Source organism: Pseudomonas sp. P9_31 (assembly GCF_034008235.1).
Lineage (GTDB): Bacteria > Pseudomonadota > Gammaproteobacteria > Pseudomonadales > Pseudomonadaceae > Aquipseudomonas.
In genome coordinates this window covers 5,166,250-5,185,628 of the sequence record NZ_CP125375.1, presented here as the reverse complement: position 1 = coordinate 5,185,628, position 19,379 = coordinate 5,166,250, and the positions used below count along the sequence as shown (strand labels likewise).

Below are 19,379 nucleotides of genomic sequence, written 5' to 3'. Positions count from 1 at the left end.
GTCGCCCGGTTTTTTATGCCCGCCACACAGTCAAATGTGGAGCGGGCTTGCTCGCGAAGACGGCGGCACCTCCGACATCAATGTGCCTGACCCACCGCTTTCGCGAGCAAGCCCGCTCCCACAGGGGATTGTGGTAAGCCGATAATCAAGCGTGCGGAAAATTGACCCGCAGGTTTACAATCGATGCTCCTGATCAGGAGTAACCCTGTGCTGACTCATCTCGATTCCCAAGGTCGCGCCAATATGGTCGACGTCACCGAAAAAGCCGTGACGTTCCGTGAAGCGACGGCCCAAGCGCTGGTGCGCATGCTGCCCGAAACCCTGCAGATGATCGTCAGCGGCGGCCATCCCAAGGGTGACGTGTTCGCCGTGGCGCGGATCGCCGGCATCCAGGCGGCGAAGAAAACCAGCGATCTGATTCCCCTGTGCCACCCGTTGATGCTCACTGGCGTCAAGGTCGAACTCAGTGCCGAAGGCGACGACACCGTGCGCATCGTGGCGCGCTGCAAGTTGTCCGGGCAGACCGGCGTCGAGATGGAAGCGCTGACTGCCGCCAGCGTGGCGGCGCTGACTATCTATGACATGTGCAAGGCCGTGGATCGTGGCATGACCATCGAGAGCGTGCGGCTGCTGGAAAAACTCGGTGGCAAGAGCGGCCATTTCCAGGCGGATCAGCCATGAACGTTACCGTGAAGTTTTTCGCCCGTTACCGTGAGGCGCTCGGCGTGGATTCGGTGACGGTTGAAGGTGATTTCGCCACGCTCGATGATGTGCGCGTGCTGCTGGCCCAACGTGACGGCGCCGAGGTGCTGAGCGAGCAGAACCTGATGTGCGCCCGCAACGAAGAGCTCTGCCAGCTCGACGAACCGGTGAGCGATGGCGATGAAGTGGCGTTTTTCCCGACCGTGACCGGAGGCTGAGCCATGGCGATTCGCGTGCAGTCCACCGCGTTCGACCCCGGCGCGGAAGTCAACGCCATGCACGCGGCCAATGTGGGCGTCGGTGCGGTGGTGAGTTTTGTCGGCTACGTGCGCGACTTCAATGACGGCCTCGACGTCGCCGGGATGTTTCTGGAGCACTACCCGGGCATGACCGAAAAAGCCCTGGGCAAGATTGCCACGGAGGCCGAGGAGCGCTGGCCGCTGTTGAAGCTGGAAGTGCTGCACCGTATTGGCGCTCTGGAGCCGGGCGAGCCGATCGTCTTTGTCGGTGCCGCCAGCGCCCACCGCAAGGCGGCGTTCGATGCCTGCGCCTTTGTCATGGACTACCTGAAAACCCGCGCACCGTTCTGGAAGAAGGAAAACACCCGCGATGGCCCGCGCTGGGTTGAAGGGCGCGACAGCGATCATGCGGCGGCGGATCGCTGGAACAAGTAAGCAGTCTGTTGTTGCTTTGTTGTTCTTTAGGCCGTCTTCGCGGGCTTGCCCGCGAAGAGGTCTTCCGCTTCAGCCGATAACTCCCTGACTCACCACCCGACCATCGGCCAGGCCCAACCCTGTTCGTTTGATTGACGGGAAATACATAAAAGTCCAGTATGGAATTATAAGTACAAAAAGGCGTTTCCCCGTTTCAGCTCTTTCTTCTGTCTTGCCAAACCAACAACAACCCGCGAGAGAACGAACATGAAGAAATTCCCCCTCATTACCGGTCTGGCCCTGAGCCTGTTGGCGTGCAGTAGCCTGTTCGCCGCCGAGAAGAGCCTGCGCATCGGTATTGAAGCGGCTTATCCGCCGTTCGCGTCCAAAACCGATAAAGGCGAAATTGTCGGTTTCGACTACGACATCGGCAATGCCTTGTGCGCGCAGATGAAGGTCAAGTGTGTGTGGGTCGAAGGCGAATTCGACGGTCTGATTCCTTCCCTGAAAGTGAAGAAAATCGACATGGCGCTGTCGTCCATGACGATCAACGAAGACCGCAAGAAGTCGGTGGACTTCACCCACAAGTACTACTTCACATCATCGCGTTTGGTGATGAAGGAAGGCGCGATCGTGGATGACCAGTACGCCAGCCTCAAGGGCAAGACGATCGGCGTGCAGCGCGCAACCACCACCGACCGTTATGCCACCGAGGTTTTCGAACCGAAGGGCATCAACGTCAAGCGCTACGGCAACAACGAAGAGATCTACATGGATCTGGCGGCCGGTCGCCTCGATGCCATTTTTGCCGACACCATTCCACTGAATGACTTCCTGTTGATGCCGCGAGGCAAAGGCTACGCGTTTGTCGGGCCGGAGCTCAAGGATCCGAAATACGTGGGCGAGGGCGCCGGGATTGCGGTGCGCAAGGGCAACACCGAATTGGTCAGTGAACTGAACGCGGCCATCGACGGCATTCGCGCCAGTGGCGAGTACCAGAAGATTTCAGAGAAGTACTTCAAGTCCGACATCTACGGCGATTGATCGATCGCCATCGCGAGCAGGCTCGCTCCCACATTAGTCTTGCGCATGCAGGTCCATTGTGGGAGCGGGCCTGCTCGCGAGGGGGCCCTGGCAGACAACACGCATCCCAGCGCTCAGCCCTTCAATTCCTTCAAATGCTTGTACACCGTCGCCCGGCCCATGTTCAGCACATTGGCCACATAGTTGGAGGCGCTTTTGCCTTTGAAGGCGCCTTCGGCGTGCAGGGCCAGCACCAGTTCACGTTTGTGGTCGCGGGTCAGCACATTCAGGCTCAACTGACGCTCGCGCAGCCAGGCGTGCAGGAAGGTGTTGATACGCTCTTGCCAGTCATCGCGAAACAGTGAGTCCGGTTGCGGAATCAGCTTGGTCGGCGACAGGAACAAATCCAGCGCCGCTTTCGCGTTTTCGAACAACGAGATATTCAGGTTGATGCACAGCACCGCCAGCGGATGACCTTCGCTGTCGCGCAGCACGCTGCTGAGGCTGCGAATCTTCTGGCCGTCCCAGTTGAGCTTTTCGTACGGCCCGATGTTTCGTTCAGTGACATCTTCGCTGAGCATGTCTTCCAGCGACGAGTCGTCGCCGATTTCCCGTTTGGACAGGTTGTTGGCAATGTAATCGACCTTTTGCGTGCGCAGGTCATGCAGCACCACCTCGGCGTGAGGGAAGAACAGCGTGGCGATTGCATCGGCAATCGCGCGGAAGTTGTCCATGGAGACGTTGTCCAGGGCCGAGTCTTTTTCAGGTGCATTCATACAGTGGAGCTCCAGGCAGCGTCAGCGCCCCGTAAAAAAGGGGCGCTGGAAGTTTGCCGCAATCGTGTGGGCACGTCACCTGAGGGGCAGGATCAGGATCAACCCAGGCGGGCGGGGGAGAGCATCTCGGCGTCCAGACCGAAACGGGTCAACTGCTCGGGCAAGGCTTCACCGCGTACCAGTGCAGCACTGGCCTGGCCCATGGCTGGAGACGTCTGGATGCCATAGCCGCCTTGCGCCGCGACCCAGAACAGTCCCGGCACCTGCTGATCGAAGCCGGACAGCAAATCCCCGTCGTGCACGAAACTGCGCAGGCCGGCCCAGGTACGGGTCGGGCGGCGGATAGTCAGGGTGGTGGCTTCTTCGATCTGGTAGATGCCCATGGCGATGTCCAGCTCTTCCGGCTGCACGTCATGAGGTTCTACCGGGTCGGCGTTGGCCGGTGAGCCGAGGAACATGCCGGCGTCGGGCTTCATATAGAAGGATTCGTCAAGGCTGACCAGCATTGGCCAGTCATGAATATCCAGGCCCTCGGGGCCGGCGAAGATAAAGGCTGCCCGGCGTTTGGGTTGCAGGCCCAGAGGTCGGGCGCCGGCCAGTTCGCCAACTTTGTCGGCCCAGGCGCCGGCGGCGTTGATGATGATCGGGGCGCTGAAGGTCTGACCCTTGGTTTGAACCTGCCACAGCCCTTCGGCATCCCGGGTCAGGCTCAGCACTTCGCTGTCGGCATGAACCTCGCCTTTATTGCGCCGGATACCGCGCAGATAGCCCTGATGCAGGGCATCGGTATCGATGTCACTGGCGGTCGGATCGTAGATCGCGCCGTGGACTTTTTCCCGACGCAGGATCGGCAGGCGCGCACAGGCTTCGTCGGCGCTGAGCAATTGCATTTCCGGCACCGTGGCTTTGGCGCTCAGGTATTGATTGTTCAGCTCGGCCGGATCGCCCGTGAAGTCGACGGTCATCTCGCCGCGCGGGGTCAGCAGCGGGTGCTCGCAGAAACCGGCTGGCGGGGCATCGAAGAAATCCCGGCTGGCCTGGGTCAATGCCCGAACCTGTGGGGTGCCGTAGGCGGCGGTGTACAGCGCAGCCGAGCGTCCGGTGGAGTGATAAGCCGGATGGGATTCGCGTTCGAGCACAATCACCCGCCCGTGCTGCGACAGCCAGAAACCGGTGGAAGCGCCGGCAATCCCGCCGCCGATGATGATGAAGTCTGCCTGGCTCATGAACGTCTCCTGAAGGGGCGCGATGCCATTGATATAGAGGGACCCTGTGGGAGCCGGGCTTGCCCGCGATGGCATCACCGCGGTTTAGCAGACAGATCGCGGCGTCTGCATCGCGGGCAAGCCCGCTCCCACAGGATCGAGGTGCTAGCGCTGTAATCGGTAAAGGGCATTGGCCAGTGCAATGTCTTCCAGACCCAGGCCGATGGAGCGGAAGAACACCGAGCGATCATATTCGGGGCGCTGTACTTTTTCGCTGAGCAAGTCGGGCAGGTCGCCGATAATCAAGCGCTTGTCCCAGCCATGCTGCTCGCCGGCGATCAACATCTCGCCAGCCGAGCCCGGGGTGGTCTGACGATAGTCGCAGAACACCTGCATATCATTGAGGCTCTGCGGCGGCACTTCATGGGCGCGCGGGGCGTTGGTGCTGATGGAGGTGATCAGCGCCGGTTTGCTCAAGATGGACGGGTCGATCACCGGGCCTGCCGACGAGGTGCAGAGCATGATCACGTCGGCGTCTTGAATCGCGGCTTCGCGACTGTCGGCGATGGTCAAGCGTGGATCGAGGTTTTTGAGCTGTGCCAGGGTTTCGGCGTTTTTGCCGCTCAGGCTCGGTGAATAGAGGCTGATGCTTTGCCAGTCCCGCAGGTCCTTGACGTAGTGCAGGTGCGCCTGGGCCACTTTGCCGCTGCCGATGATCGCCAGGCGCCGGGCCTTCAGCGGCGCGAGGGCATCGACCGCCACCGCCGTTGTCGCTGCGGTGCGTGCCGTGGTCAGTTCACCGGCATCGCAGAGCAGCAGCGGCTGGCCGGTCTGCATCGACATCAACAGCGTCCAGGCGGTCACCAATGGGCCTTGTTCACGCACGATGTAAGGCGACGTCTTGACGCCATACACCCCGTCTTCGGCCAGCACCCCTAGGTAGTTGATGAAGTCCCCGGCACCTTTCGGGAATTCCACTAGCTGCTGCGCCGGTTGCACGGCTTGCCCGGCGGCCAGGTCACGGAACAGCTTGCGCAGGATCCGCGGCACGTCGACTTGCGCCAGCAGTTCGCGGGCCTGAGGTTGGGTGATCACGTAAGGCGTGCTGGACATGGTCGGCTCCGGGCGCTGAATGTAAACTAATTTGTCCATTATGGACTTTTAGTTGTCTCGGGCAAGCTCCTGTTGAAAAAACCGGACGAAAAAAAAGCGCAGTCCGTTTCCGGCTGCGCCTTTTGTCCTGCGGCCCGGGTTACGGGCGCTTGCGCTCAACCGCCCGCAACAGATGCGTCGGTGGCGTTTCACAACTGATCTTGCGACCCAGCAACGCCTCGATGGACGGTAGCTGGTAGGAGTCGTCTTCACCGGCAAAGCTGATGGACACACCATCGGCGCCGGCACGGCCGGTACGGCCGATGCGGTGCACGTAGTCGTCCGGGACTTCCGGCAGGGTGAAGTTGATCACATGGCTGATGCCGTCGATGTGAATGCCGCGACCGGCCACATCGGTGGCCACCAGCACGCGGATCTTGCCTTCGCGGAAACCTTCCAGGGTCTTGATGCGCTTGTGCTGCGGCACATCGCCAGACAGTTGCGCCGCATTGACGCCATCGCGCACCAGGCGTTCTTCGATGCGCCGCACTTCGTCCTTGCGGTTGGCAAAGACCATCACCCGTTCCCAGCCGTTATCGTTGACCAGGTTATAGAGCAGTTTGTATTTGTCGGCGCCGGCCACCGCGTAGATGTGTTGCTCGACGTTTTCGCTGGCCACGTTCTGCGCTTCGATCTCGACGATCGACGGGTCGGTGGTCCATTGCTTGGCCAGGTTCATCACGTCGTCGGTGAAGGTCGCGGAGAACAGCAGCGTCTGACGCTCGTTCTTCGGTGGGGTCTGGCGAATGATCTGGCGCACTTGCGGGATGAAACCCATGTCGAGCATCCGGTCGGCTTCGTCCAGCACCATGACTTCGACCATGTCCAGATGCACGTCGCCGCGCTGGTTGAAGTCGAGCAAGCGGCCCGGAGTGGCCACGAGGATGTCGCAGTGACGGGCTTCGAGGTGCTTGAGTTGCTTGTCGAAGTCCATGCCGCCGACAAACGTCATGACGTTGAGGCCGGTGTATTTGGTCAGGTCGGCTGCGTCCTTGGCGATCTGCACCACCAGCTCCCGGGTCGGGGCGATGATCAGTGCCCGCGGTTCACCCATGTAGCGCTCTTTGGGCGGCGGGGTTTGCAGCAGCTGGGTGATGATCGAAATCAGGAAGGCGGCGGTTTTGCCAGTGCCGGTCTGGGCGCGACCGATGGCGTCTTTGCCCGCGAGGGTGAAGCCAAGCACCTGTGCCTGGATCGGCGTGCAATACGGAAAGCCCAGGTCCTGAATGGCGTGCATCAGTTCGGGGGCGAGCTTGAAATCGTGGAAGCGGGTTTTGCCTTCCTGGGGCTCGACGACGAAGTCTTCGAGTTTCCACGGGATAACCGGTGCCTTTGGCTTCGGTTCGCGACGCGGTTTTGCCGGTTTCGGGGCTTCGCTGCGCGGCTGTTCAGAGGAAATGGCCGGGGCAGAGGGGGCGGTTGGTGTGGTCACCGGCTCGTGCTTCGGTGCCGCTACGGTTGCGGTCCTGCCAGGCTGATTACCGTCGGTGCGGTGGCTGGGCGTATGAGAAGGAGCGCTGGAGCCTGGCGCGAGCTGCTCAGCCTCGCTTTTACCGAACATTTTCTTGAGTGCTTTGAGCACGGTCATCTCATCAATTGGTTAAGGAATGTACGCCGGCCAGTGTAATGCAAGAATCGGGCGCGGCGTAGTGGGATGATCAAAGGGTGTGCTTTTCACATAAAGCGTTAACGCAAGCGTTCGGCGAGCCAGACATCGATGTCACGAATTTCTTCGGGTAACACTTCGTGGCCCATTGGGTATTCCTGCCATGTCACGGTGACACCACGTTGCTTTAAATACTCGTAGGCGGTCCGTCCCATCGAGTTCAAAACCACTTCATCGTACTGGCCGTGCAATGACAGCACCGGAATGCGCTGCTGACTGGCGCAAAGCTCGAGTTCATCGCTGAAGGTCGGTGCATAAGTCGAGAGGGCAAGTACGCCACCCAATGGTCCCTGCCATTTCAAAAAGGCCGTATGCAACACCACGGCGCCGCCTTGGGAAAAGCCGGCGAGAAAGATCCGCGAGGCGTCTATTCCGCTGCTCTTCTGCTCTTCGATCAAGTCAATGACCCGTTGCGCGGACGTCTCCAACTGCTCGCGGCTGATCGCGCGTGCCGGGCTCATGGCCAATATGTCGTACCAGCTTGGCATCTCATAGCCACCGTTGATGGTGACCGCACGAGTCGGTGCCTGGGGCAGGACGAAGCGGGTGGTGAGCAGATTTTCCTGTAGCGCTTCAGCTACCGGCAAAAAATCGTAGCGGTCGGCGCCCAGCCCGTGCAGCCAGATTACGCAGGCGTCTGCGGGGTTCACGGGTTGAAGAATCAAGGGCTCGGTCATGGGTGCTCCATATGTGTGCGTGCGCTCTCATTTAAGTGCGAGATCTGAGTGCGTGACGGGTTGATCAGTTAAGAATATGTCGCAAGATTGAAAGTTTTGCTGTTGACCTGTCGCTGAATTGATTTAGCGACAGGTCTGGTACGGGCTTTGCTATGAGAAGACCTGTGCACCAATCTCATGCTTGGCGGTAACACTATCAGTGTACTGCCGGTCGTGGGATAGCAAAGAATCCGGTGATGGATGTTCGCCAGTGGCCGCTACGGGCTTCGCGAACGTGAAAGGGCCACAGCCCGTTCGGCCGATTGGTGAGAAGTGAGTTGTCCATGATGTGGATTTTCTCCTACTAGACTCATAGCGACGGTCCTTACGTCGGTTGACCCTAAAAAAAGCCAACACGGGTCAACAACGCCTCAAAAGGGTGCGACAGGGCTCAAGCTCCGACACAACAAGAGCAAAACTGGAGGTTTGAATGAAGATGTTGAAATCCACCCTGGCCATCGTGACTGCAGCCGCAGTGCTCGGTGTCAGTGGGTTCGCTCAGGCGGGTGCAACCCTGGATGCAGTGCAGAAGAAAGGTTTCGTTCAGTGTGGCGTGAGCGACGGTCTGCCGGGTTTCTCGGTTCCGGACTCTACCGGCAAAATCGTTGGTATCGATGCTGACTTCTGCCGCGCTGTGGCTGCTGCAGTATTCGGTGACGCGACCAAGGTCAAATTCAGCCAGTTGAATGCCAAGGAGCGTTTCACCGCTCTGCAATCCGGCGAAATCGATATGCTGTCGCGCAACTCCACCATGACCAGTTCCCGTGACGCGGGCATGGGCCTCAAGTTTCCTGGCTTCATCACCTATTACGATGGCGTAGGCTTCCTGGCCAACAGCAAGCTGGGCGTGAAAAGTGCCAAGGAACTGGATGGCGCGACCATCTGTATTCAAGCCGGTACCACCACCGAGCTGAACGTGTCCGACTACTTCCGCGCCAATGGCCTGAAGTACACCCCGATCACCTTCGACACCTCCGATGAAAGCGCCAAGTCGCTGGAATCCGGTCGTTGCGACGTGCTGACTTCCGACAAGTCCCAGCTGTATGCACAGCGCAGCAAACTGGCCTCGCCTAAAGATTATGTCGTTCTGCCGGAAACCATTTCCAAAGAGCCTCTGGGCCCGGTCGTGCGTAACGGCGACGACGAGTGGCTGGCCATCGTGCGCTGGACTGGCTACGCCATGCTCAACGCTGAAGAAGCCGGTATCACTTCGAAAAACGTCGAGGCTGAAGCCAAATCGACCAAGAACCCGGACGTCGCCCGTCTGCTGGGCGCTGATGGTGAATACGGCAAGGATCTGAAACTGCCGAAAGACTGGGTGGTTAAAATCGTCAAGCAAGTCGGTAACTACGGAGAAGTCTTCGATAGAAACCTCGGCAAGAGTACTGCGCTGGAAATCGACCGTGGCTTGAACGCCCTGTGGACCAACGGCGGCATTCAATACGCACCACCAGTGCGCTGATGGTTCTATCACCCGGTGGGCCAACCACCGGGTGATGTTCTGTTCCATTATTTCCGGGGCACTTCATGCAAAATTCAATCGGCGCACCAAAGCAGAGGCTCAGTCTCAGCGATCCGCGAGTGCGTGCGTGGCTGTTTCAGATCATCACGGTTATCGCCGTGGTCTCGATGGGCTGGTATCTGTTCGATAACACCCAGACCAACCTTCAGCACCGGGGCATTACCTCCGGCTTCAGCTTTCTGGAGCGCAGTGCCGGGTTCGGCATCGCTCAACACCTGATCGACTACACCGAATCGGACAGCTATGCCCGGGTGTTTGTCATCGGCTTGCTCAACACGTTGTTGGTGACCTTCATCGGCGTGATCCTGGCGACGATTCTCGGGTTCATCGTCGGTGTGTCACGGCTGTCGAAGAACTGGATCATCAGCAAGCTGGCGACGGTTTACGTGGAAGTCTTCCGTAACATTCCGCCACTGCTGCAAATCCTGTTCTGGTACTTCGCGGTGTTCCTGACCATGCCGGGACCGCGCAACAGCCATAACTTCGGCGATACCTTCTTCGTCAGCAGCCGTGGCCTTAACATGCCGGCGGCATTGATGGCGGACGGTTTCTGGCCGTTTGTGGTCAGCATCGTCGTGGCCATCGTCGCGATCGTGCTGATGAGCCGCTGGGCCACCAAACGTTTCGAAGCGACCGGCGTACCGTTTCACAAGTTCTGGGCAGGGCTGGCGCTGTTTCTGGTGATCCCTGCGCTGTGCGCATTGATCTTTGGTGCGCCAGTGCACTGGGAAATGCCGAAGCTGCAAGGCTTCAACTTCGTGGGTGGCTGGGTGCTGATCCCGGAACTGCTGGCATTGACTCTGGCCCTGACGGTGTACACCGCGGCGTTCATCGCCGAGATCGTGCGTTCGGGCATCAAGTCGGTCAGTCATGGCCAGACCGAAGCGGCGCACTCGTTGGGTTTGCGCAATGGTCCGACCCTGCGCAAGGTGATCATCCCGCAAGCTCTGCGGGTGATCATTCCGCCGTTGACCAGCCAATACCTGAACCTGGCGAAGAACTCCTCGCTGGCGGCCGGTATCGGTTATCCGGAGATGGTGTCGTTGTTTGCCGGTACGGTGCTGAACCAGACCGGGCAGGCGATCGAAGTCATTGCCATCACCATGAGCGTGTACCTGGCGATCAGTATCAGCATTTCCCTGCTGATGAACTGGTACAACAAGCGCATTGCGCTGATCGAGCGGTAAGGAAGAGCGCATGACCACTCATACTTTCAAACCCGACATGCCACCACCGAGCAGCAGCATCGGTATCGTGGCGTGGATGCGGGCGCACATGTTCTCCAGCTGGATCAACACCCTGCTGACGCTGTTCGCGTTCTATCTGATTTACCTGATCGTTCCCCCTATCTTGAGCTGGGCGATTCTCGACGCCAACTGGGTCGGTACCACCCGCGCCGATTGCACCAAGGAGGGCGCCTGCTGGGTGTTCATCCAGCAGCGCTTCGGTCAGTTCATGTATGGCTACTACCCGACGGACTTGCGCTGGCGCGTGGACCTGACCGTGTGGCTGGCGGTGCTTGGCGTAGCACCGTTGTTCATCGCACGGGTTCCACGCAAGGCAGTTTACGGCCTGAGCTTTCTGGTGCTCTATCCGATCATTGCCTACTTTCTGCTGCACGGTGGCTTATTCGGTCTGAGCACCGTGGCGAGCAGCCAGTGGGGCGGCCTGATGCTGACCCTGGTAATTGCTACCGTCGGTATCGTCGGCGCACTGCCGCTGGGTATCGTTCTGGCCTTGGGCCGTCGTTCGAACATGCCGGCGATTCGTGTGGTCTGCGTGACCTTCATCGAATTCTGGCGCGGCGTGCCGTTGATCACGGTGCTGTTCATGTCTTCGGTGATGTTGCCGTTGTTCCTGCCTGAAGGCATGAACTTCGACAAACTGCTGCGGGCGCTGATCGGCGTGATCCTGTTCCAGTCGGCCTACATCGCTGAAGTGGTGCGTGGCGGTCTGCAAGCGATCCCCAAAGGTCAGTACGAAGCGGCGGCGGCGATGGGCCTCGGTTACTGGCGCAGCATGGGCCTGGTGATTCTGCCGCAAGCCCTGAAGCTGGTGATCCCTGGCATCGTCAACACCTTCATTGCGCTGTTCAAGGACACGAGCCTGGTGATCATCATCGGCCTGTTCGACCTGCTCAACAGCGTCAAGCAAGCCGCCGCCGACCCGAAATGGCTGGGCATGGCCACTGAAGGCTATGTGTTCGCGGCCCTGGTGTTCTGGATTTTCTGTTTTGGTATGTCCCGCTATTCCATGCATTTGGAACGCAAGCTGGACACTGGCCACAAGCGCTAAAGCAGTACCTAATTTAGGAAGTTCTCTGATGAGCGAAGCAATCAAAAAGACAGTGAGCCCCGAAGGCATTATTCAGATGCAGGGCGTGAACAAGTGGTACGGCCAGTTCCACGTGTTGAAAGACATCAACCTGAACGTCAAGCAAGGCGAGCGTATCGTTTTGTGCGGCCCGTCGGGTTCCGGCAAATCTACCACCATCCGTTGCCTCAACCGTCTGGAAGAGCACCAGCAGGGCCGCATCGTGGTCGATGGCGTGGAGCTGACCAACGACCTCAAGCAGATCGAAGCGATCCGCCGTGAAGTCGGCATGGTGTTCCAGCACTTCAACCTGTTCCCGCACCTGACCATCCTGCAGAACTGCACCCTGGCGCCGATGTGGGTACGCAAGATGCCCAAGCGCAAGGCCGAAGAAATCGCCATGCATTACCTGGAACGCGTACGCATTCCGGAGCAGGCGAACAAATACCCGGGGCAACTGTCGGGTGGTCAGCAACAGCGTGTGGCCATTGCTCGTGCCCTGTGCATGAAACCGAAAATCATGCTGTTCGACGAACCGACTTCGGCGCTCGACCCGGAGATGGTGAAAGAGGTTCTGGACACCATGATCGGCCTGGCCGAAGACGGCATGACCATGCTCTGCGTGACCCACGAAATGGGCTTCGCCCGTACCGTGGCCAACCGCGTGATCTTCATGGACAAGGGTGAGATCGTCGAACAGGCCGCGCCGAACGACTTCTTCGACAACCCGCAGAACGAGCGTACGAAGCTGTTCTTGAGCCAGATTCTGCATTGATTGGCGCCAGGCAGTGAAATAAACCCGGACTATGTTCCGGGTTTATTTTTGTCTGGGTTATTGCGTCAGGACGGTTTCTTGTTCTGGATAACGTGTCGCCAACAGCTGCTTTAAATCGGCGCCCTCGCTGAGCGCGTGCACCTCGGCCATCAGGTGTGGGTGACGGTCAAGCAAGCGCATCAGCGTAAACAGCGGCTGAGGCGGGGCTAACTCGCCGCGCTCATAGCGGGAAAAAGCATTGTGCCCACCACCGGAGAGTAGCTTCACCGCTTCTTTCTGTGTGAGGTGCAATTTGCGGCGGATACGTTTTATCTCGGACCCCATGATTTGAAAGCAGTCTTCCAGCAGCTTGTCGCCTGTATCGACATATCGCTGGGCGCTGTCTGTGGTGTCATCGAAGATGATTTCACCGCACACCTTGCACTCCCACCCAGCAAGATCAGGCACCAGTCGCGACATTTGTTTGTAATTGACGGTGAGACTGCGATCGACGAAGTGATGCATGCCGTCGTGGGCGCCACAGCTCATGCATTGCCGTATGTTCATTGGTTTTTCTCCTTAAAGGAGATCACTGGGGCGCCACCGCCAGGGCAATAGGTCACTTTAATGTAAATCTCCTGATCATTAAGTTGCGTGTGGTAGACGTCCTGCCAGGTTCGGTGATCCAAATAAGTGGTCATGGATTTGTAGAGCATCCTTCTCTCCAATGCATAAATGACCTTTTGCATGCTCTGGTAAGTGAGTCCCATGCTCCGGCCTGTCTCCAACGCTTTGTTAGTAAAAGCGTGGACCCCCATCCTGGCAACCTCCGCCTTGACCACCGCCAAGTCGTAGTGAGGTGTGTTCTTTTCCATAAAACACTTCAACTCTGAGATGAAAATTACCCTTAAAGGGTAATTTCAACAATCGAAAATCCCGCTTCGTTTCCTGCCTTCTAACCCTAGGCGGTTGTCCTTTCGGACGAAGCTGACTAACATGTCAGAAAATTCATCCTATGATTGGATGAAAGGGCGAATTCCATGTCAGACATTTCTCCATTAATTAAACGATCCTTGGTCGATCAGGCCCTGGACCAGCTACGCCTGCGCATCAATCAAGGTGTCTGGACGGTCGGCCAGCGTTTGCCCACCGAGCCGGAACTGGCGACTGAGCTGGGCATCAGCCGCAACACCGTGCGTGAAGCCATGCGTGTGTTGGCGTTTTCCGGGTTGATCGAGATTCGTCAGGGCGACGGCAGTTATCTGCGAGCGGTGGTCGATCCGCTGGACACCCTGAAGGCGCTGTCCCGTTGCTCTCAGGAACAGGCTCGGGAAACCCGGCACATTCTGGAAGTCGAAGCCATCGGCCTCGCGGCGTTACGTCGCACCGATGAAGACCTGGTGGCATTGCGCGAAGCGCTAGGCGTCAGCGGCAGTCACTACCATGGCGATCTGGACACCTACATTGCTTGCGATCTGGTGTTCCACCGCCGTCTGGTGGACGCGGCGCATAACCCGACCCTCAGCGAGCTGTATCGCTACTTCTCCAGCATCGTGGGCGCGCAGTTGCGTCAGACCCTGAACGTCACTCCCCGCCGCCAAGCGGTGTTCGACCTGCATATCGAACTGCTCAATGCTGTGGAACAACGCGACCCGGAGCGGGCCAAAGCCCTGACGAGGCAGTTGATCAATGAACCTTGAAACCGAGAACCCGATGTCCAGTCAGCAGGCCAGCCACAACCGCATCACTGAGCTCAAGCGTACGGCGGAGCTCGAAGAGCTGTTGATCGACGCCGAGGCCGATGACGAAGAGGTTCAGCAAAGTCACCGGTTCCTGCGGCGGTCGTGGCTGTTGCTGCTGGGCCTGATTCTGGTGGCGCTGAACCTGCGACCGGCGCTGTCGAGCATGGCGCCGATGCTCAGCGAGGTCTCGAAGACGCTGGAGTTATCGGCGGCCCAGGCCGGTTTGCTGACAACCTTGCCAGTGCTTTGCCTCGGTCTGTTCGCGCCGTTGGCGCCGGTGCTGGCGCGCCGTTTTGGTGCCGAACGGGTGGTGTTGGGGATTCTTCTGATGCTGGCCGGCGGGATCATTTTGCGCAGTTCGTTCGGCGAGGTCGGCCTGTTCGCCGGTAGCGTGCTGGCCGGCGCCAGCATCGGGGTGATCGGCGTATTGTTGCCCGGTATCGTCAAACGCGACTTCCCGAAACAGGCCGGGACCATGACCGGCGTCTACACCATGGCGCTGTGCCTGGGCGCGGCCATGGCGGCTGGCGCAACCGTGCCGTTGAGCGAACATTTCGACAAAAGCTGGGCCCTGGGTCTTGGCTTCTGGGTGGTTCCAGCGCTGGTCGCGGCGATTTTCTGGCTGCCGCAAGTCGGTCAGAAACACGGCGCGCATCACGTTGCCTATCGAGTCCGAGGCCTGTTGCGTGATCCGCTGGCCTGGCAAGTGACCTTGTACATGGGCCTGCAATCGTCTTTGGCCTACATCGTGTTCGGTTGGCTACCGTCGATCCTGATCGGGCGGGGGCTGACACCGACGCAGGCCGGTCTGGTGCTCTCGGGCTCGGTGATTGTCCAGTTGATCAGCTCGCTGGCAGCGCCATGGCTGGCGACCCGTGGCAAGGATCAGCGACTGGCGATCGTGATCGTGATGGCAATGACGCTCGGCGGATTGTTCGGTTGCCTCTATGCACCGATCGATGGCCTGTGGGGTTGGGCGATCCTGCTGGGGTTGGGGCAGGGCGCTACGTTCAGCCTGGCCTTGACCCTGATCGTGCTGCGCTCGCGCGATGCTCATGTCGCGGCCAACCTGTCGAGCATGGCCCAGGGCTTCGGATACACCCTGGCGTCCATGGGCCCGTTCGCGGTCGGTGTGGTGCATGACTGGACCGGCGGCTGGAGCGCCTTGGGCTGGATTTTCGGCGTGATCGGCCTCGGCGCGATCATCGCCGGACTCGGTGCCGGGCGTTCGCTATACGTTCAGGTTCAAAGCGAGAAAGTCTGACACTGGCGCACTGTCGGTATTCGGGCCACGAATGCCGATAGTGTTCCGCGCATTTGTTGACTATCGTGCAGGCAATCTTTCGTAGCCATTTTGCGCATCTATTTGCACATCCAGAGGGAGCCTGTCCATGAGTGATGCCCACAACGCCTTGATCACCCGCTTCTACCAAGCTTTCCAGCGACTGGATGCCGAAGCCATGAGCGCCTGCTACACCGACGACGTGGTGTTCAGTGATCCGGCGTTCGGCGAACTGCGCGGGCGCGATGCCGGCGACATGTGGCGCATGCTCACCACCCGGGCCAAGGATTTCTCCCTGACCTTCGATAACGTGCGCAGCGATGAGCGCACCGGCGGTGCCCATTGGGTGGCGACGTACCTGTTCAGCCAGACCGGCAATATAGTGGTCAACGACATTCAGGCGCGTTTCGTGTTTCGCGACGGCAAAATCTGTGAGCACCACGACAGTTTTGATCTGTGGCGCTGGTCCCGTCAGGCGCTGGGTTTCAAAGGGCTGTTGTTGGGCTGGACCCCGGCGGTGAGAAACGCCGTTCGGGCCCAGGCCTTGAAGGGGTTGAAGGCATTCCAGGCCAGTCGCTGATAAGATCGCGGCTTGTTTCCTTTCAAGCCTTGATCGTCACGTGAGCACCTCGAGCGAATCTTCCGTCATTGCCGCCGAACCATCGGTGCCCGTCAGCAAACCCTGGTTCGTCTACCTCGTTCGCGCGGCCAACGGTTCGCTCTATTGCGGGATCAGCGACGATCCCGTCCGCCGTTTCGCCACCCACCAAAGTGGCAAAGGCGCGCGCTTCTTCCTGTCCAGTCCGGCCGTGGCATTGGTCTACACCGAAGCCTGCCGCGATAAAAGCGAAGCACTGCGCCAGGAACGCTTGATCAAAAAACTCAAGAAAAGCGCCAAGGAATGTCTGGTGGCGAGCGCGGCTGCGGGCTTATCAATCTGACTGATAAGCGCCCATCAGGCAGATGGGTAGGCTGCTTGCCGATTGCGCGCTAAGCTGCGGGTTCCTTATCCGAGCGGCGGAGCCGAGCATGTCCGAGTTGATTCTGCATCATTACCCGACGTCCCCTTTCGCTGAAAAAGCCCGCTTGCTGCTGGGCTTCAAGGGGCTGTCCTGGCGTTCTGTGATGATCTCGCCGGTGATGCCCAAACCCGATCTGACGGCCCTGACCGGCGGCTACCGCAAGACGCCGGTCTTGCAGATCGGTGCTGATGTCTATTGCGACACCGCGTTGATCGCTCGTCGTCTGGAGCAGGAAAAGGCTTCACCGGCGTTTTTCCCGGAAGGCCAGGAAATGGTCACGGCGACCTTCGCCGCGTGGGCCGATTCGGTGGTGTTCCAGCATGCGGTCAGCCTGGTATTCCAGCCAGAGTCGGTGGCGGTGCGCTTCGGCAAATTATCGCCGGAAGCGATCAAGGCATTCCTGGCCGATCGCGCCGGCTTGTTCAGCGGTGGCAGCGCCATACGGCCGTCTGCCGAACAGGCTCGGCATCAATGGCCAACGATCATGGCGCGTCTGGAGCAACAGCTTCAGCGCGAACAAGGGGACTTCCTGTTCGGTGAGCCATCGATTGCCGACTTCGCCTTGGCTCACTCGCTGTGGTTCCTCAAGGCGACGCACGTGACGTCACCGTTGGTGGAGGCTTATCCGGCCGTTTCGGCATGGTTTGGCCGTGTGATGGGCTTTGGTCATGGCGCGTTCAGCGAGATGACGGCCGAGCAAGCGCTAGAGATTGCCCGCAATGCCACGCCGGCCGCGTTACCAGATGAGCAGTTTGATGAGCCGAACGGATTCGAGGTCGGCCAGCAGGTGGTGATTGCAGCGACCGATTACGGGGTTGATCCGGTGGCGGGTGAATTGCTGTTTGCGGGCAGCGAAGAATTGATTCTGCGTCGTGAAGACGAACGGGCCGGCGTCGTGCATGTGCACTTTCCGCGGTTCGGGTTTCGCATCGACGCGCAGTAACCTGACATCGTGGATGATTGGGTTTGTTTCGACCTGTGGCGAGGGAGCTTGCTCCCGCTGGGCTGCGTAGCAGGCCCAACTATCTTGTGAGCGCTGCGCACTCAAGCGGGAGCAAGCTCCCTCGCCACAAGGATTGTGTGAAGCTGATGGTTATTTCAACGCAGCGAGAACCTGGTCCGGGTCATACCCGCGGATCAACGTTCCATTCACATCGATCAACGGAATCCCGCGTCCCCCCAGCGCCTCATAAGCTTTGCGCGCCACGGCATCCTTCTCGATATCGAATTCCTTGTACGGAATGCCCTTCTGGTCGAGAAAGCGCCGGGTCAGCTTGCAGTAGCCGCACCAATCGGTGGCATAGAGCACGACGTTGGCCTTGGCCTGGGTCTGCTCGGACACCACTTGGGAGGGGTGAAGCACCCGCTCGATCTTTCCCCAGTTCTGGTAAACAACGACCACCAGCAGGATCAGCAGGCATTTCTTCAACACGCCGCCGAGCATCAGTTGCGTCGCTTGAGCTGGTCGGTCAATTGGGTCGGCAGGCCCTTGATGATCAGCGTGCCGGCTTCTTCGTCATATTCGATCTTCGAGCCGAGCAGGTGCGCTTCGAAGCTGATGGACAAGCCCTCGGCGCGGCCGGTGAAGCGGCGGAACTGGTTCAGGGTGCGCTTATCCGCCGGAATCTCGGGAGACAGGCCGTAATCCTTGTTGCGGATGTGATCGTAGAACGCCTTCGGGCGTTCTTCGTCGATCAGCTCCGAGAGTTCTTCCAGGCCCATCGGTTCGCCGAGTTTGGCCTGACTGCTGGCGTAATCCACCAGGGTCTTGGTCTTTTCGCGGGCAGACTCTTCCGGCAGGTCTTCGCTTTCGACGAAGTCACTGAAGGCCTTGAGCAGGGTGCGGGTTTCGCCGGGGCCGTCGACGCCTTCCTGGCAGCCGATGAAGTCGCGGAAGTACTCCGAAACCTTCTTGCCGTTCTTGCCTTTGATGAACGAGATGTATTGCTTGGACTGCTTGTTATTCTGCCACTCGGAGACGTTGATCCGCGCTGCCAGGTGCAGTTGGCCCAGATCCAGGTGCCGGGACGGGGTCACGTCCAGTTGATCGGTCACGGCCACGCCTTCGCTGTGGTGCAGCAGGGCGATGGCCAGGTAATCGGTCATGCCTTGCTGGTAATGCGCGAACAGCACATGACCACCGACCGAGAGGTTGGATTCTTCCATCAGCTTTTGCAGATGTTCTACCGCAACACGGCTGAAGGCCGTGAAATCCTTACCGCCATCGAGGTACTCTTTCAGCCAGCCGCTGAACGGAAACGCGCCGGACTCTGGATGGAACAGTCCCCAGGCTTTGCCCTGTTTGGCGTTATAGCTTTCGTTCAGGTCGGCGAGCATGTTCTCGATGGCCGCGGATTCAGCCAGTTCAGAGTCGCGTGCGTGAAGAACTGCGGGTGTGCCGTCGGGTTTTTTGTCGATCAGGTGGACGATGCAATGACGGATCGGCATGGGCTTCTCGGCTGGTTGAAGAGAGGAGGGCGTGCTCCCCCGAAAAAGCGCCCAGTGTACCGCAATCTCTGGTTTTGGCGCTGTAACCACGCCGTAGCGTGTCCCCGTAGGAGCTGCCGAAGGCTGCGATCCTTTGACTTTGATTTTAAAAACAAGATCAAAAGATCGCAGCCTTCGGCAGCTCCTGCGGGGAGGGTGAAGGGCAAATCCGGGGCGCGCGGCGGTCCTTATGCAGTTTTTTCCTGTTTTAGAGCAATAAAGCTGACCAAATGGCTAGCAAGAAGCGGATATTTCCCCGTCTCTGTGCTAGTTTTGCCCGGTCTTACGCGAAGTCACTGCGTTAAGCGTGCATTCAGCATTTGTCAGGTCGAACCAAACCCTGATTTCGGTATCTATAACCCCG

Annotated in this window: 22 protein-coding genes; 13 read left to right on the top strand and 9 right to left on the bottom strand. The window is 59.1% G+C overall.

The window, feature by feature from the left end; translation table 11 throughout:
• Window positions 1–207: 207 nt before the first annotated feature.
• From moaC to QMK51_RS23505, 4 genes are all read left to right on the top strand, one after another.
• The gene (gene moaC, locus QMK51_RS23520; RefSeq protein WP_059406245.1) at window positions 208–681 is read left to right on the top strand and encodes a cyclic pyranopterin monophosphate synthase MoaC; all 474 of its coding nucleotides are present in this window, start codon (window positions 208–210) and stop codon (window positions 679–681) included.
• Window positions 678–920, top strand: coding sequence for a MoaD/ThiS family protein (locus tag QMK51_RS23515; protein ID WP_320392164.1), 243 nt, complete (start codon window positions 678–680; stop codon window positions 918–920). The genes moaC and QMK51_RS23515 overlap by 4 nt, the downstream gene beginning before the upstream one ends.
• 3 nt (window positions 921–923) lie before the next feature.
• Window positions 924–1,376 carry a molybdopterin synthase catalytic subunit MoaE gene (gene moaE, locus QMK51_RS23510; RefSeq protein WP_320392163.1) on the top strand — a complete coding sequence of 151 codons (453 nt, stop codon included), beginning with the start codon at window positions 924–926 and terminating at the stop codon, window positions 1,374–1,376.
• Between the two features lie 246 nt (window positions 1,377–1,622).
• Entirely contained in the window at window positions 1,623–2,399 is a 777-nt protein-coding gene (locus QMK51_RS23505) for an ABC transporter substrate-binding protein (RefSeq protein WP_258697457.1), read from the top strand.
• Between the two features lie 113 nt (window positions 2,400–2,512).
• Here QMK51_RS23505 and QMK51_RS23500 read toward each other — a convergent pair whose 3' ends face one another.
• The 5 genes from QMK51_RS23500 to QMK51_RS23480 form a co-directional block, all read right to left on the bottom strand.
• A complete protein-coding gene (locus tag QMK51_RS23500; RefSeq protein ID WP_320392162.1) occupies window positions 2,513–3,154 on the bottom strand; it encodes a transcriptional regulator in 642 nt (213 codons plus the stop codon).
• Window positions 3,155–3,252: 98 nt separating this feature from the next.
• Entirely contained in the window at window positions 3,253–4,380 is a 1,128-nt protein-coding gene (locus QMK51_RS23495; protein WP_258697455.1) for an NAD(P)/FAD-dependent oxidoreductase, read from the bottom strand.
• A 144-nt stretch (window positions 4,381–4,524) separates the two neighbouring features.
• Complete coding sequence (locus tag QMK51_RS23490) at window positions 4,525–5,472, bottom strand: ornithine cyclodeaminase family protein (RefSeq protein ID WP_320394557.1); 948 nt, start codon at window positions 5,470–5,472, stop codon at window positions 4,525–4,527.
• A 139-nt stretch (window positions 5,473–5,611) separates the two neighbouring features.
• Window positions 5,612–7,099 (bottom strand): ATP-dependent RNA helicase RhlB, encoded by a 1,488-nt coding sequence (gene rhlB / locus QMK51_RS23485; protein ID WP_258697453.1) that lies wholly within the window; start codon window positions 7,097–7,099, stop codon window positions 5,612–5,614.
• 98 nt (window positions 7,100–7,197) lie between these two features.
• Window positions 7,198–7,854, bottom strand: coding sequence for an alpha/beta hydrolase (locus QMK51_RS23480; RefSeq protein WP_320392161.1), 657 nt, complete (start codon window positions 7,852–7,854; stop codon window positions 7,198–7,200).
• A 469-nt stretch (window positions 7,855–8,323) separates the two neighbouring features.
• Here QMK51_RS23480 and QMK51_RS23475 point away from each other — a divergent pair, with 469 nt between their 5' ends.
• The 4 genes from QMK51_RS23475 (at window position 8,324) to QMK51_RS23460 (ending at window position 12,503) form a co-directional block, all read left to right on the top strand.
• A complete protein-coding gene (locus tag QMK51_RS23475; RefSeq protein ID WP_320392160.1) occupies window positions 8,324–9,355 on the top strand; it encodes an amino acid ABC transporter substrate-binding protein in 1,032 nt (343 codons plus the stop codon).
• A 65-nt stretch (window positions 9,356–9,420) separates the two neighbouring features.
• Entirely contained in the window at window positions 9,421–10,602 is a 1,182-nt protein-coding gene (locus QMK51_RS23470; protein ID WP_320392159.1) for an amino acid ABC transporter permease, read from the top strand.
• 10 nt (window positions 10,603–10,612) lie between these two features.
• Entirely contained in the window at window positions 10,613–11,710 is a 1,098-nt protein-coding gene (locus tag QMK51_RS23465) for an amino acid ABC transporter permease (RefSeq protein WP_320392158.1), read from the top strand.
• Between the two features lie 28 nt (window positions 11,711–11,738).
• Window positions 11,739–12,503, top strand: a complete 765-nt coding sequence (locus QMK51_RS23460) for an amino acid ABC transporter ATP-binding protein (RefSeq protein WP_258697449.1) — start codon at window positions 11,739–11,741, stop codon at window positions 12,501–12,503.
• 57 nt (window positions 12,504–12,560) lie between these two features.
• Here the strand turns inward: QMK51_RS23460 and QMK51_RS23455 are convergent, their stop codons facing one another.
• Entirely contained in the window at window positions 12,561–13,049 is a 489-nt protein-coding gene (locus QMK51_RS23455) for a type II toxin-antitoxin system MqsA family antitoxin (protein ID WP_258697448.1), read from the bottom strand.
• A complete protein-coding gene (locus tag QMK51_RS23450) occupies window positions 13,046–13,357 on the bottom strand; it encodes a type II toxin-antitoxin system MqsR family toxin (RefSeq protein ID WP_258697447.1) in 312 nt (103 codons plus the stop codon). The genes QMK51_RS23455 and QMK51_RS23450 overlap by 4 nt, the downstream gene beginning before the upstream one ends.
• 165 nt (window positions 13,358–13,522) lie before the next feature.
• Here QMK51_RS23450 and QMK51_RS23445 point away from each other — a divergent pair, with 165 nt between their 5' ends.
• From QMK51_RS23445 to QMK51_RS23425, 5 genes are all read left to right on the top strand, one after another.
• Complete coding sequence (locus QMK51_RS23445) at window positions 13,523–14,182, top strand: FadR/GntR family transcriptional regulator (protein WP_320392157.1); 660 nt, start codon at window positions 13,523–13,525, stop codon at window positions 14,180–14,182.
• Window positions 14,172–15,488: a CynX/NimT family MFS transporter gene (locus tag QMK51_RS23440; RefSeq protein WP_320392156.1), complete on the top strand. Its 1,317-nt coding sequence runs from the start codon at window positions 14,172–14,174 to the stop codon at window positions 15,486–15,488. Before QMK51_RS23445 ends, QMK51_RS23440 begins: the two co-directional genes overlap by 11 nt.
• A gap of 127 nt (window positions 15,489–15,615) precedes the next feature.
• Window positions 15,616–16,086: a nuclear transport factor 2 family protein gene (locus QMK51_RS23435; RefSeq protein WP_320392155.1), complete on the top strand. Its 471-nt coding sequence runs from the start codon at window positions 15,616–15,618 to the stop codon at window positions 16,084–16,086.
• Window positions 16,087–16,126: 40 nt separating this feature from the next.
• Window positions 16,127–16,447, top strand: coding sequence for a GIY-YIG nuclease family protein (locus QMK51_RS23430; RefSeq protein WP_019647746.1), 321 nt, complete (start codon window positions 16,127–16,129; stop codon window positions 16,445–16,447).
• Between the two features lie 88 nt (window positions 16,448–16,535).
• A complete protein-coding gene (locus tag QMK51_RS23425; RefSeq protein ID WP_258697442.1) occupies window positions 16,536–17,471 on the top strand; it encodes a glutathione S-transferase family protein in 936 nt (311 codons plus the stop codon).
• Window positions 17,472–17,621: 150 nt separating this feature from the next.
• Here the strand turns inward: QMK51_RS23425 and QMK51_RS23420 are convergent, their stop codons facing one another.
• Both QMK51_RS23420 and yejK read right to left on the bottom strand, forming a co-directional pair.
• Window positions 17,622–17,972, bottom strand: coding sequence for a glutaredoxin family protein (locus QMK51_RS23420; protein ID WP_253418991.1), 351 nt, complete (start codon window positions 17,970–17,972; stop codon window positions 17,622–17,624).
• Window positions 17,972–18,976 (bottom strand): nucleoid-associated protein YejK, encoded by a 1,005-nt coding sequence (gene yejK / locus QMK51_RS23415; protein ID WP_258697440.1) that lies wholly within the window; start codon window positions 18,974–18,976, stop codon window positions 17,972–17,974. Before yejK ends, QMK51_RS23420 begins: the two co-directional genes overlap by 1 nt.
• Window positions 18,977–19,379: the final 403 nt, after the last annotated feature.

Coding starts and splice junctions, on each gene's coding strand:
- QMK51_RS23515 (WP_320392164.1), top strand. CDS start 678: ATGAACGTTACCGTGAAGTTTTTCGCCCGTTACCGTGAGGCGCTCGGC.
- moaE (WP_320392163.1), top strand. CDS start 924: ATGGCGATTCGCGTGCAGTCCACCGCGTTCGACCCCGGCGCGGAAGTC.
- QMK51_RS23505 (WP_258697457.1), top strand. CDS start 1,623: ATGAAGAAATTCCCCCTCATTACCGGTCTGGCCCTGAGCCTGTTGGCG.
- QMK51_RS23500 (WP_320392162.1), bottom strand. CDS start 3,154: ATGAATGCACCTGAAAAAGACTCGGCCCTGGACAACGTCTCCATGGAC.
- QMK51_RS23495 (WP_258697455.1), bottom strand. CDS start 4,380: ATGAGCCAGGCAGACTTCATCATCATCGGCGGCGGGATTGCCGGCGCT.
- QMK51_RS23490 (WP_320394557.1), bottom strand. CDS start 5,472: ATGTCCAGCACGCCTTACGTGATCACCCAACCTCAGGCCCGCGAACTG.
- rhlB (WP_258697453.1), bottom strand. CDS start 7,099: ATGACCGTGCTCAAAGCACTCAAGAAAATGTTCGGTAAAAGCGAGGCT.
- QMK51_RS23480 (WP_320392161.1), bottom strand. CDS start 7,854: ATGACCGAGCCCTTGATTCTTCAACCCGTGAACCCCGCAGACGCCTGC.
- QMK51_RS23475 (WP_320392160.1), top strand. CDS start 8,324: ATGAAGATGTTGAAATCCACCCTGGCCATCGTGACTGCAGCCGCAGTG.
- QMK51_RS23470 (WP_320392159.1), top strand. CDS start 9,421: ATGCAAAATTCAATCGGCGCACCAAAGCAGAGGCTCAGTCTCAGCGAT.
- QMK51_RS23465 (WP_320392158.1), top strand. CDS start 10,613: ATGACCACTCATACTTTCAAACCCGACATGCCACCACCGAGCAGCAGC.
- QMK51_RS23460 (WP_258697449.1), top strand. CDS start 11,739: ATGAGCGAAGCAATCAAAAAGACAGTGAGCCCCGAAGGCATTATTCAG.
- QMK51_RS23455 (WP_258697448.1), bottom strand. CDS start 13,049: ATGAACATACGGCAATGCATGAGCTGTGGCGCCCACGACGGCATGCAT.
- QMK51_RS23450 (WP_258697447.1), bottom strand. CDS start 13,357: ATGGAAAAGAACACACCTCACTACGACTTGGCGGTGGTCAAGGCGGAG.
- QMK51_RS23445 (WP_320392157.1), top strand. CDS start 13,523: ATGTCAGACATTTCTCCATTAATTAAACGATCCTTGGTCGATCAGGCC.
- QMK51_RS23440 (WP_320392156.1), top strand. CDS start 14,172: ATGAACCTTGAAACCGAGAACCCGATGTCCAGTCAGCAGGCCAGCCAC.
- QMK51_RS23435 (WP_320392155.1), top strand. CDS start 15,616: ATGAGTGATGCCCACAACGCCTTGATCACCCGCTTCTACCAAGCTTTC.
- QMK51_RS23425 (WP_258697442.1), top strand. CDS start 16,536: ATGTCCGAGTTGATTCTGCATCATTACCCGACGTCCCCTTTCGCTGAA.
- QMK51_RS23420 (WP_253418991.1), bottom strand. CDS start 17,972: ATGCTCGGCGGCGTGTTGAAGAAATGCCTGCTGATCCTGCTGGTGGTC.
- yejK (WP_258697440.1), bottom strand. CDS start 18,976: ATGCCGATCCGTCATTGCATCGTCCACCTGATCGACAAAAAACCCGAC.